This is a genomic window from Bradyrhizobium sp. MI1.7 (assembly GCF_055811795.1).
The window spans coordinates 17,061-28,446 of the sequence record NZ_JBVVPO010000085.1 but is presented as its reverse complement, the minus strand read 5'-3'; the positions used below and the strand labels follow the sequence as shown (position 1 = coordinate 28,446).

Sequence of the window (11,386 nt, the reverse complement as noted above, 5' to 3'; positions counted from 1 at the left end):
CCCCCGCCCCCCCCCCCCCCCCCCCCCCCCCCCCCCCCCCCCCCCCCCCCCCCCCCCCCCCCCCCCCCCCCCCCCCCACTCGCACCTCCAGCGACAGCGGCTTCGCCGCTGCGCGGGGATGACGGGTTTGCTACCGTATCGAACCCTCCTTCTCCCCATCGCGACCAATCACCGGACGGCCTCCGCTGCCCGGAACCTTCGCCATGGACTGGACCTGGTATCTTTTTCGCTTCGACGGCCGCATCAATCGCGCCTTGCTGTGGCAGGCGCTGCTGATCGTCGCGTTGCTGGCGGCCCTGCTCGGGGTGATCGGTCAGGTGATCCACCTCATCAACGCCGAGGGGGCGTTGAAGCTATCCCTGAAACTCGATTTCGACTTCGGCCTCGACGACCTCTTCAAGCTGGTCGATCCCCGGGCCTATCGCTCGCTGGCGCCCGTTGATCGCACCAACCTGATCCTGAAGGCGTTCGGCTTGTCGCTGTTCCTCTGGATCTATCTCGCGACGGCGATCAAGCGGCTGCATGATCGCGACAGGAGTGGCTGGTGGCTCGTTCCGTTCTTCTTCCTGCCCGGCCTGTACAACCAGTTCTCGGACCTGCTGCCGAACTCCACCTGGATGCTTCCGTTCTGGCTGGTCGCGTCCATCCCGTGGCTGTGGGGGTTTGTCGAGATGTTCATCGTATCAGGCAGCGTCGGCGATAACCGGTTCGGTCCTGATCCATTGGCCAAGACCGAGGACGGCTCGTCCCCTGCAAAAAGCTGGGACCAGCAAAGCGAGCTCGAATTGGTGCCGCCCAGCGCTAGCCCACCCGGCGGCATGCATGTTAAGCGGGGCGCATGACCGATGCTCTCTCGATTGCCCGCGATCTCATCCGCTGCCCCTCGGTAACCCCGGCCGATGCCGGTGCGCTGGGCGTGCTTGAGAAAGCCCTCAACGCTGCCGGCTTCACTTGCCACCGCGTGACCTTCAGCGAAGCAGGCACAGCCGACGTCGACAATCTCTATGCGCGGATCGGCACTGAGGGCCCGCACATCACCTTCGCCGGCCACACCGACGTGGTGCCGCCCGGCGACGAGAACGCCTGGAGCGTCGGCGCATTCTCGGGCGAGGTGAAGGACGGCTTTTTGCACGGCCGCGGCGCGGTCGACATGAAGGGCGGCATCGCCTGCTCGGTGGCAGCCGTGCTCGAGCATCTCGCCGCCAATGGCGGCGCGCCGCGCGCCGATGGAAAGGGCTCGATCTCGTTCCTGATCACGGGCGACGAGGAAGACGTCTCGGTCAACGGCACCATCAAGCTGTTGAAATGGGCCGCGGAGCGCGGCGAAAAATTCGACCATTGCGTGCTCGGCGAGCCCTCCAATGTCGAGACGCTCGGCGACACCATCAAGGTCGGCCGGCGCGGCTCGCAATCGGGCACGCTGTTCGTCGACGGCGTGCAAGGCCATGTCGCCTACCCGCACCGCGCCGCCAATCCGGTGCCTGACATTTCGCGGCTGATCGTGGCGATCAGTGACGAGCCGCTCGACCATGGCAGTGCGCAGTTCCAGGCCTCCAATCTCGAATTCACCTCGGTGGACGTCGGCAACAAGGCCAACAACGTCATCCCCGGCGAGGCGCGCGCAAAATTCAACATCCGCTACAATGACAACCACACCCAGGCATCCTTGCGCGAGCTGGTCGAGACGCGCCTGACGAAAGCCTGCGGCAACCGCATCAAGGCTCGCATCGTCTGGGAGCCCTCGAACTCGAATGTGTTCGTGACCAAGCCCGGCCCGTTCACCGATCTTGCGGTGTCGGCGATCGAAGAGGTGACGGGGCGCAAGCCGGAACTATCGACCTCAGGCGGCACCTCGGACGCGCGCTTCATCTCGAGCTATTGCCCGGTGATCGAGTTCGGCCTGGTCGGCCAGACCATGCACCAAGTCGACGAGCGCGTGCCGGTGGTGGATCTGGAGAAGCTGACGCAGGTGTATCGGGGGATTTTGGCGCGGTATTTTGGGTAGGGCGCTAATCGCCGCCCAACCCACCGCCGTCATGCCCGGGCTTGTCCCGGGCATCCACGTTCTTCGGCGCTCCTGACAAGAAAGATCGTGGATGGCCGGGACGAGCCCGGCCATGACGATGTGGCGAGAGCTCGGCACGACTTATTGAACAATCGTCTCGTACAGATCCTTCCATTCGGGATTATCCCTGAGGATCAACCTCACCTTCCACGTCCGCGACCAATGCTTGATGTTGTGCTCGCGCTGGATAGCGGTTTGGATATCCTCATAGCGCTCGAAATAGACCAGCAGCTTGACGCCGTACTTCTTGGTGAAGCCGGGAACGAGTCCGTTTCGATGCTCATAGATGCGGCGAATAATGTCGCTCGTCACACCGACATACAAAATGCCGTTTGGCGCGCTCGCCAGGATGTAGACCCATCCACCATGCATGGTTGCATGTTGGCGCACGTGGATGGCCGGGACAAGCCCGGCCATGACGTCTGTGGCGGCAGCGGGCGCTAGTAATCCACCTTCATCAGATACAGCCCGTCAGGCGGCGCGACGATGCCGCACGCCGCGCGGTTGCGGGCTTCGAGCGCTGCGGTGAGATCGTCCGCGGTCCAGCGGCCCTCGCCGACCCAGACCAGCGATCCCACCATCGAGCGCACCTGGCTGTGCAGGAACGAGCGCGCCGAGGTGAGAATCGTGATCTCGCGGCCGTCGCGGTGCACGTCGAGCTGGTCGAGCGTTTTCTCCGGCGACTTGGCCTGGCACTCGGTGTCGCGAAACGTCGTGAAATCGTGCTTGCCAAGCAGGCGTTGTGCCGCCGCATGCATCGCATCGGCATCGAGCCGGCGCGGCACGCGCCAGGCGTGACCGATATCAAGCGCGAGATTGGCGCGGGTGTTGACGACACGGTAGCGGTAGTGCCGCTTCACGGCCGAGAAGCGTGCCTCGAAGGTGTCAAGGACGATCTCGGCCTCCAGCACCGCGATCGGATGCGGGCGCAGATGCGCGTTCAGTCCGTCGCGAAACCGGCCCGGCGGAAACTGCTTGTCGATGTCGACATGCGCGACCTGGCCGCGCGCATGCACGCCGGCATCGGTGCGGCCCGCACCGTGCACGCGCAGATCCGCGCCGGTCATCGCCTTCACCGCCGCTTCGAGCGCGCCCTGCACGGAAGGCAGCGTGTCCTGCACCTGCCAGCCGAAGAACGGCGCGCCGTCATATTCGATGGTGAGCTTGTAGCGGGGCATCAGGCCAGCCGCATCGGCGGCTTCACAGGCACGCCGCGCAGGAAGTCCGTGGCCTGCATCCGCGCCTTGCCCTCGCGCTGAAGCTCGAGGATGCGGATCGCGCCCTCACCGCAGGCAATCGTGAGCTGGTCGTCGAGCACCTCTCCGGGTGCACCGGAGCCCTTCGCCAGCTCGCAGCGCAGGATTTTTACGCGCGCATTCTCAAGCTCTGCCCAGGCGCCGGGAAACGGCGACAGGCCGTGGATGTGGCGCAGCACAGCGCGCGCCGGCCTGGACCAGTCGATCCGCGCTTCGGCCTTGTCGATCTTGGCGGCGTAGGTGACGCCATCCTCGCTCTGCTTCTTGAGCTGGAGCCCGCCGCGGGCGAGCGCGGCCATCGCGCGCACCATCAGATCGGCACCGATCCGGGAGAGGCGGTCATGCAGATCGACCGCGGTCATGTTGTCGGGAATCGCGATGCGCTCGGCCATGGCGACGTCACCGGTGTCGAGACCGACATCCATCTTCATCACCATGACGCCGCTCTCCGCATCGCCTTCCATGATCGCGCGGTTGATCGGCGCGGCGCCGCGCCAGCGCGGCAGCAGCGAAGCGTGCAGATTGTAACAGCCGAGCTTTGGCGCATCGAGGATCGCCTGCGGCAGGATCATGCCGTAGGCGACGACGACGGCGGCATCCGCATCAAAGGCACGAAACTCGTCGAGCGCTTCGGGCGGCTTCAACGACTTCGGCGTCAGCACGGGCACGCCGAGCTTTCGCGCGGCTTCCTCGACCGGAGTCGGCTGCAATTGCAGGCCGCGCCGTCCGCCGGGCTTGGGCGCGCGGGTATAGACCGCCGCGATCTCGTGGCCGTGCGAGACCAGCTCGAGCAGCGTCGGCACGGAGAAATCGGGCGTACCCATGAAGATCAGGCGGAGAGACATATGACGAGACAATCCTCGGGAACGAGCAAGTTACTCGTCATGGCCGGGCTTGTCCCGGCCATCCACGTTCTCGCTGCTCGCGGCGGCAAAGAACGTGGATGCCCGGCACAAGGCCGGGCATGACGGCGGAGGACGTGGCTACTCCGCGCGCTTGGCGGCTTTCTCGAACTTCTTGATCACGCGGTCGCGCTTGAGTTTTGACAGATAGTCGACGAACAGCACGCCGTTGAGATGGTCGATCTCGTGCTGGATGCAGGTGGCGTAGAGGCCTTCGGCGTCCTCCTCGTGCACCTTGCCGTCGAGGTCGGTGAAGCGCACCCGCACCTTCGCGGGCCTTTCGACCTCCTCGTAATATTCGGGAATCGAGAGGCAGCCTTCCTCGTAGACCGACAGATCCTCGGAGGATGCGATGATTTCAGGGTTGATGAAGACACGCGGCTCCGGCTTTGTCTCGCCGTCCGGGTCAGGCTTGGCGAGGTCCATGGTGATCAGCCGCAAGGGCTGCGCGATCTGGATCGCCGCGAGCCCGATGCCGGGCGCGTCGTACATGGTCTCGAACATGTCGTCAGCAAGCTTGCGGATCTCCGTCGTGACCTTCTCGATCGGCTTGGAGACCAGACGCAGCTGCTTGTCGGGCAGGATGATGATTTCTCTGAGGGCCATGGCCGCGATTTAAGCCGCATGCCGGATGCGGTCAATGCGGCGAGGAACTCCGTTAACCCTCCGCTAACCATAAAACTTCAGGTTTCGTTAACCATAAAAATTAGGGGGCTATTAACCATAAGCGTTCGCTATTCGTTCGCGGAGGGTGTCGAATCGGCTACAAGGGCCGCCATGAACGAGATCATTTTCCTGGCTGGCGACTGGCCGGTCCGCACGATCGATGCGCTGATCGGCTTCGGCGCCCTCGTCGTCATCCTGCTGCTGGTGATCGCGGTCGTGATCGCGCGATCCGGGCGGCGCGGCGCGGAACTCGCCATGGCCAATGCCATCCGCGCGGACGAGCTCGAGGAGCGCCTCAGCCAGGTGCTGCACGCCCAGAGCGAGGCTGCCGGCCGAGCCGACGCCATGACCCAGGCGCTGGCCGGCCGCCAGGCTGACATGGCGCGCGCGGTCAACGAGCGGCTGGATTCGGTGACCCATCGGGTCGGCCAATCCATGGAACACTCGACCCGCAACACCATGGAGAGCCTGCGCGCCCTGCACGAGCGGCTCGGCATCATCGACAACGCGCACAAGAACCTCACCGACCTCACCACGCAGGTGACGACCCTGCGCGACGTGCTCGCCAACAAGCAGTCGCGCGGCGCCTTCGGCCAGGCAAGGATGGAGGCGATCGTCCAGGACGGCTTGCCGAAGGGCGCCTACGAGTTCCAGTTCACGCTCTCGACGGGAAAGCGGCCGGACTGCGTGGTGTTCCTGCCCGACCAGCGCCCGCTCTGCATCGACGCAAAATTTCCGCTGGAGGCGATGACCGCGCTGCACGACGCCCGCACCGACGAGGAGAAGCGCATCGCCACGCAGCGGCTGCGCGGCGACGTGATGAAGCATGTCAGCGACATTGCCGACAAATATCTCGTCGCCGGCGAGACCCAGGAGATGGCGCTGATGTTCGTGCCGTCGGAATCGGTCTACGCCGAGATCCATGACGGTTTCGACGACGTGATCCAGAAGGCCTATCGCGCCCGCGTCGTGCTGGTGTCGCCTTCGCTGCTGATGCTCGCGATCCAGGTGATGCAGCAGATCATGAAAGACGCGCGCATGCGCGACGCCGCCGACCAGATCCGCACCGAGGTGATCAAGCTCGGCGACGATTTGGGACGCCTGCGCGACCGCGTGCTGAAATTGCAGAAGCATTTTGCCGACGCCAACGAGGACGTGCGGCAGGTGCTGATCTCCGCCGACAAGATCGAGAAGCGCGCCGGGCGAATCGAGGAGCTCGATTTCAGCAAGACCGATGCGCCGGAGGGGCCGCATCTGGTGGCAACCGGTGCCGCGGAGCTGTTCCCGAGGAAGCTCCAGGCGGGGGAGTGAGTTTTGAGGCACACTGTCGTGGGGGGGGGGGGGGGGGGGGGGGGGGGCGGGCGGGGGGGGGGGGGGGGGGGGAGGCCCCCCGCCGCGCGCGGGGGGGGGGGGGGGAGCAGCGGGGGGGGGGCGGGGCGGGCCCGCCGTGCTGGCTGGGTGGTTTTTTTTTTTCCCCCCGGGGGGGGGCGCGGGCGGCCCCCCCCCCCCCCCCCACACCTCACTTGTGGCAGCCAGAATCTGCTAACACCTCCCCATGACCGCACCCGACGCGACCTCCCCTGCCAGCCCCGACACGGCCCCCACGTCCTGGCGCGATGGCCTGGCCGTGTACCTGCAACCGCGGGTGCTGATCGTGCTGTTCCTCGGCTTCTCGTCCGGGCTGCCGCTGGCGCTGTCGGGCTCGACGCTGCTGGTGTGGATGCGCGAGGCCGGGGTCGACCTCAAGACCATCGGGCTGTTTGCGCTGGTCGGCACGCCCTACACGCTGAAATTCCTGTGGGCGCCGCTGGTGGATGCGCTGCATGTGCCGCTGTTCACTCGCGCGTTCGGGCGGCGGCGCGGTTGGCTGCTGTTCTCGCAATTGCTGCTGATCATCGCGATCCTGCTGCTGGCGCTTACCGATCCCGCGCGCTCGCCGTTCTACGTCGCGCTCGGCGCGCTGCTGGTCGCGACGACGTCCTCGACGCAGGACATCGTGGTCGACGCGTTCCGCGTCGAGAGCCTGCCGGAGAGCGAGCAGGCTGCCGGAATGGCTTCCTACGTCGCGGCCTACCGCATCGGCATGCTGGTCTCGACCGCGGGCGCGCTGTTCATCGTGTCCGGCTTCGAGGGCACCGGCATTCCGCGCGCGTCGGCCTGGATGTGGGGCTACGTGGTGATGGCGGCGATGGTGCTGATCGGCACGATCACCGCGCTGGCCGCGACAGAGCCCGAGCAATCGGTGCGGGCGGAAGCCGCGACACAAACCGAGACGGCGTTCGCGCGCGTGCTGCACGCGGCGATCGGAGCCTTCTCGGAATTCCTGTCGCGCAAGGATGCGCTCGCCGCGCTCGCCTTCGTCGTGCTGTTCAAGTTCACCGACGCCTTCTCCGGCACCATGACCGCGCCGTTCGTGATCGACCTCGGCTTTTCCCGCAACGATTATGCGGCGATCGTGAAGGGCGTTGGTCTCGCGGCAACGCTGATCGGCGGCTTTGCCGGCGGCTTCCTCGCGCGGCGCTATTCGCTCGCGACCAGCCTGTGGATCGGCGGCGTGGTGCAGGCGCTCGCCAATCTCTCCTTCTCCTGGCTGGCATTCGTCGGCACCAGCCAATGGGCGCTGGCCTTTGCCATCACCTGCGAGAACTTTACCAGCGCCATCGGCACCGTGATCTTCGTCGCCTATCTCTCCGCGCTGTGTCAGAATCCGCTGCACACGGCGACGCAATACGCGCTGCTCACCGCGCTCGCCGCGGTCGGGCGCACATATCTGTCAGCGAGTGCGGGCTTCGTGGCGGACACGACGGGCTGGCCGCTGTTCTTCGTGATCTGCGTGCTGGTGGCGATCCCGAGCCTGGTGCTACTGGCCTGGCTGCAGAAGCGCGGGCACTTTGAGGCGCTGGGGCCGGTGAGGGTTTAAACTCGGCACGCGCCACGCCCGCGATGCCGTAGGGTGGGCAAAGCGAAGCGTGCCCACCACCTGAATCGTCGCCGGGAGAATGGTGGGCACGGCGCTTTGCGCCTTTGCCCACCCTACGGTAGCTCGGCTGGAGCCGCGCCCCCTACTGCTTCTTGATCAGGCTCCACTTCGTGATCACGGCTTCGCTCATCTGGCCGGGATCGCTGGCGCAGGCGACTTCGTCGACCTTGACCGAGATCGCCTTGCCGACGAAGGATTTCAGCTGCGTGGCCTGCGCGTCGCTCGAAGTGACGAGCTGGAACGTCTCAGGACCGGTCTCGAGATTGCACAGCCCGTTCGGCGCCGGCAGTCGACGCGGCTCCGAGGTGATCTGGTACATCGCAATCCGCTTGCCGGCATTTTTGATGTCGCGCACCTTCATTGCGTTCAATTCGCCCGAGAGCACCTCGCCGGCACTGATCGGCTTGCCGGGCTTCGGCGGCGGCGGCGCCCCGTCGTCCTGCTGCGCGGAGATGGCCGGGGTCGCCAGCATTATCATCGTCGCGACCAAAGCCGATCGTGTGGCGAAAAGTTTCGTCATGTCGTCCGTTCCGTAAGTCTGGATGGCTAGAACAGGGTCCGCTGCCGCATCGCGGCCGATAGCGTACCTTCGTCGAGATAATCAAGCTCGCCACCGACCGGCACACCATGGGCCAGGCGGGTTACTTTTACGTTGGCGTCCTGAAGCAGGTCGGTGATGTAGTGCGCCGTGGTCTGGCCGTCGACCGTCGCGTTCAGCGCCAGGATGATCTCATGCACCTCGGCAGCATGCGCGCGCGCCACCAGCGCGTCGATGGTGAGGTCCTGCGGCCCGACGCCGTCGAGCGGCGACAAGGTCGCGCCGAGCACATGATAGCGCCCCTGGGTCGCATTGGCCCGTTCCAGCGCCCAGAGATCGGCGACATCGGCGACGACGACGATGATTGCATCATCGCGCTTCGGATCGGTACAGACCGTGCAGGGATTTTGCGTGTCGATGTTGCCGCAGGTCTTGCAGACCTGGACCTTGTCGAGCGCGACCTGCAGGGCCGAGGACAGCGGCATCATCAGCGCTTCGCGCTTCTTGATCAGATGCAGCGCCGCACGCCGCGCGGAGCGCGGGCCCAAGCCCGGCAGCCGTGCGAGGAGCTGGACCAGCCGCTCGATTTCGGGACCTGCAACCGAACCCATCTTATTGGCCGAACATACCCGGCGGCAGGCTGAGCCCGCCCGTGAGCGCCTGCATCTTCTCCTGCACGGCCGTCTCGGCCTTGCGGCGGGCATCGCCGAGGGCGGTGACGAGCAGGTCCTCGAGCACCTCGCGCTCTTCCGGCTTCATCAGCGAAGGATCGATCTTGATGCCCTTCACGTCCATCTTCGCGGTCATGCGCACGGCGACGAGACCGCCGCCGGAGATGCCTTCGACCTCGACGTTGGAGAGCTGATCCTGCATCTCCTGCATCTTGGATTGCAGCTGCTGCGCCTGCTTCATCATGCCGAAAATATCGACCATCGGTGCTGTCCTTGGTTGGCGCGATGACTCGTCATCGCGCCTTAACTTTTGGTTTGAGCCTGATCTAATCGGAAAACCGCTTCACACTTTGCGCTACGCGGCCCTTCGGGTCCGGATCATGCTCTAGAGATCGTCGCCGTCGGAACCATCGGGCGGATCGTCACTGCCATAGTCCGCATTCATATTGGTTTCCGGCGCCTCGGGGGCAAGCCTGCGGACCTCGACGACCTTCGCACCGGGAAAACGCGACAGCACCTCCTGCACGCGCGGATCGGCTTCGGCGGAGCGCGCATGTTCCTGCTTCGCCGCGTGGTTCACCGAACGCAGCGTCGGCTGGCCCTGCTCGTTGGAGACGATCACGGTCCAGCGCCGGCCGGTCCAGAGCTCGAATTTTCGCGCGAGCTCGGAGATCATGGTTTTGGAGGCGTTGGGCTCGAGCGCGACTTCCAGCCGGCCCTCCTCGAAACGAACGAGGCGCATGTCGCCTTCGAGCGCGGCCTTGGTCATGAGATCGCGCTTCTGCCCGGCGACTGCGACGAGCTGGGTGAAGCTCGTGATGCGCAGCTGGGGCGCGGCCCCTTGCGGATCCGGCGCGGGCGCCGCCATCTGCGGCCGGGCGGCGCCGCCGCCGAACGCGGACGGTGACGAGGTCGGTGCGCGCATGGGTGCAGCCGAAGCAATCGGCGCCGCGGAGGCCACCGGCGCACCCGGCGTGCCGCTGCGCGCGGCGCTTTCGCCGCCCACGACCGGCGAGCCGCCGCCGTTCTGCTCCAGCATCCTGAGCGCTTCGTCCGGCGTCGGCAGGTCGGCGACATAGGCGATGCGCACCAGCACCATCTCGGCGGCCGCTGCCGGGCGCGTCGCGGCCTGCACCTCGGTGATGCCCTTGAGCAGCATCTGCCACATCCGCGACAGTACGCGCATCGAGATCTTCGAGGCAAAATCCCGCGCGCGCACGCGCTCGGTCTCGCCATAGGCGACGTTGTCGGCGGTCGCCGGCACGATCTTCACGCGGGTGACGAAATTGACGAACTCGGCAAGGTCCGACAGCACGACGATCGGATCGGCGCCGACGTCGTACTGGTCGCGGAACTCCTTGAAAGCGGCAGCGATGTCGCCGCGCGCCAGCGAATCGAAGAGGTCTATGACGCGGGTGCGATCGGCGAGCCCCAGCATCTGCCTGACCGCATCCGCCTTCACGGTGCCCGCCGCGTGCGCGATCGCCTGGTCGAGCAGCGACAGAGAGTCGCGCACCGAGCCTTCCGCGGCGCGCGCGATGATGCCGAGCGCCTCGGGCTCGATCTCGACGTTCTCCTTGGCCGCGATATTGGCGAGGTGCTTCATCAGCACGTCGGCCTCGACCCGGCGCAGGTCAAAACGCTGGCAGCGCGACAGCACGGTGACCGGAACCTTGCGGATCTCGGTGGTCGCGAACACGAATTTGGCGTGCTCCGGCGGTTCCTCCAGCGTCTTCAGGAAGGCGTTGAACGCCGCCGTCGACAGCATGTGGACTTCGTCGATAATGTAGACCTTGTAGCGGGCGCTGGCCGGCGCGTAGCGCACGCTGTCATTGATCTGGCGGACGTCGTCGACGCCGGTGTGCGAGGCCGCGTCCATCTCCAGCACGTCCATGTGCCGGCTTTCCATGATCGCCTGGCAATGCACCCCTAACGTCGGCATGTGGATGGTCGGGCCCTTCACCGATCCATCCGGCATCTCATAGTTGAGCGCACGGGCCAGAATACGCGCGGTGGTGGTCTTGCCGACGCCGCGGACGCCGGTGAGGATCCAGGCCTGCGGAATGCGCCCGGTCTCGAACGCGTTCGAGACGGTGCGGACCACAGCCTCCTGGCCGATCAGGTCGTCAAAGCTGGAGGGCCGGTATTTGCGCGCCAGCACCCGGTAGGGCGTGGTGGCCTGGCCGGCGCTGTCGGGGTTGGGAGGGGCGCCAGCGTCGGTCATCGGTCGATCCGCAATGGAATGTCTTTCGCCCGGCTTTTGCGGAAAGGAGCGCGCTGGCGGGAAGCCCGCCGGCGCAATTCGCTC

General features: G+C 66.0%; 12 protein-coding genes. 4 read left to right on the top strand and 8 right to left on the bottom strand.

The annotated features are described in order from the left end of the window. The first annotated feature begins 203 nt into the window (after window positions 1–203). On the top strand, window positions 204–842 hold the full coding sequence (locus AC0L3X_RS41445; protein ID WP_063979814.1) for a DUF805 domain-containing protein: 639 nt from the start codon (window positions 204–206) through the stop codon (window positions 840–842). Beyond that, on the top strand, window positions 839–2,005 hold the full coding sequence (gene dapE / locus AC0L3X_RS41440) for a succinyl-diaminopimelate desuccinylase (protein ID WP_063979815.1): 1,167 nt from the start codon (window positions 839–841) through the stop codon (window positions 2,003–2,005). Before AC0L3X_RS41445 ends, dapE begins: the two co-directional genes overlap by 4 nt. A gap of 141 nt (window positions 2,006–2,146) precedes the next feature. Here the strand turns inward: dapE and AC0L3X_RS41435 are convergent, their stop codons facing one another. The 4 genes from AC0L3X_RS41435 to def all read right to left on the bottom strand — a co-directional run bounded on the left by AC0L3X_RS41435 (window position 2,147) and on the right by def (window position 4,829). Further along, window positions 2,147–2,482, bottom strand: a complete 336-nt coding sequence (locus AC0L3X_RS41435) for a GIY-YIG nuclease family protein (protein WP_063979816.1) — start codon at window positions 2,480–2,482, stop codon at window positions 2,147–2,149. 23 nt (window positions 2,483–2,505) lie between these two features. Beyond that, a complete protein-coding gene (truA, locus tag AC0L3X_RS41430) occupies window positions 2,506–3,243 on the bottom strand; it encodes a tRNA pseudouridine(38-40) synthase TruA (RefSeq protein WP_231143687.1) in 738 nt (245 codons plus the stop codon). After that, complete coding sequence (fmt, locus tag AC0L3X_RS41425) at window positions 3,243–4,166, bottom strand: methionyl-tRNA formyltransferase (RefSeq protein WP_063979818.1); 924 nt, start codon at window positions 4,164–4,166, stop codon at window positions 3,243–3,245. The genes truA and fmt overlap by 1 nt, the downstream gene beginning before the upstream one ends. Window positions 4,167–4,304: 138 nt before the next feature. Beyond that, the gene (gene def, locus AC0L3X_RS41420; RefSeq protein WP_063979819.1) at window positions 4,305–4,829 is read right to left on the bottom strand and encodes a peptide deformylase; all 525 of its coding nucleotides are present in this window, start codon (window positions 4,827–4,829) and stop codon (window positions 4,305–4,307) included. 171 nt (window positions 4,830–5,000) lie between these two features. Here def and AC0L3X_RS41415 point away from each other — a divergent pair, with 171 nt between their 5' ends. Together AC0L3X_RS41415 and AC0L3X_RS41410 are read left to right on the top strand one after the other, a co-directional pair. Then, window positions 5,001–6,200 carry a DNA recombination protein RmuC gene (locus AC0L3X_RS41415; protein WP_063979820.1) on the top strand — a complete coding sequence of 400 codons (1,200 nt, stop codon included), beginning with the start codon at window positions 5,001–5,003 and terminating at the stop codon, window positions 6,198–6,200. A gap of 244 nt (window positions 6,201–6,444) precedes the next feature. Then, window positions 6,445–7,809 carry an AmpG family muropeptide MFS transporter gene (locus AC0L3X_RS41410; protein ID WP_063979821.1) on the top strand — a complete coding sequence of 455 codons (1,365 nt, stop codon included), beginning with the start codon at window positions 6,445–6,447 and terminating at the stop codon, window positions 7,807–7,809. Window positions 7,810–7,951: 142 nt separating this feature from the next. Here AC0L3X_RS41410 and AC0L3X_RS41405 read toward each other — a convergent pair whose 3' ends face one another. From AC0L3X_RS41405 to AC0L3X_RS41390, 4 genes are all read right to left on the bottom strand, one after another. Beyond that, complete coding sequence (locus tag AC0L3X_RS41405; RefSeq protein WP_063979822.1) at window positions 7,952–8,389, bottom strand: hypothetical protein; 438 nt, start codon at window positions 8,387–8,389, stop codon at window positions 7,952–7,954. Window positions 8,390–8,415: 26 nt separating this feature from the next. Then, window positions 8,416–9,018 carry a recombination mediator RecR gene (gene recR / locus AC0L3X_RS41400; protein ID WP_063979823.1) on the bottom strand — a complete coding sequence of 201 codons (603 nt, stop codon included), beginning with the start codon at window positions 9,016–9,018 and terminating at the stop codon, window positions 8,416–8,418. A gap of 1 nt (window position 9,019) precedes the next feature. Further along, entirely contained in the window at window positions 9,020–9,340 is a 321-nt protein-coding gene (locus AC0L3X_RS41395) for a YbaB/EbfC family nucleoid-associated protein (RefSeq protein ID WP_028148995.1), read from the bottom strand. A gap of 123 nt (window positions 9,341–9,463) precedes the next feature. Then, window positions 9,464–11,302, bottom strand: a complete 1,839-nt coding sequence (locus AC0L3X_RS41390) for a DNA polymerase III subunit gamma/tau (RefSeq protein WP_063979824.1) — start codon at window positions 11,300–11,302, stop codon at window positions 9,464–9,466. Between the last annotated feature and the right edge of the window lie 84 nt (window positions 11,303–11,386).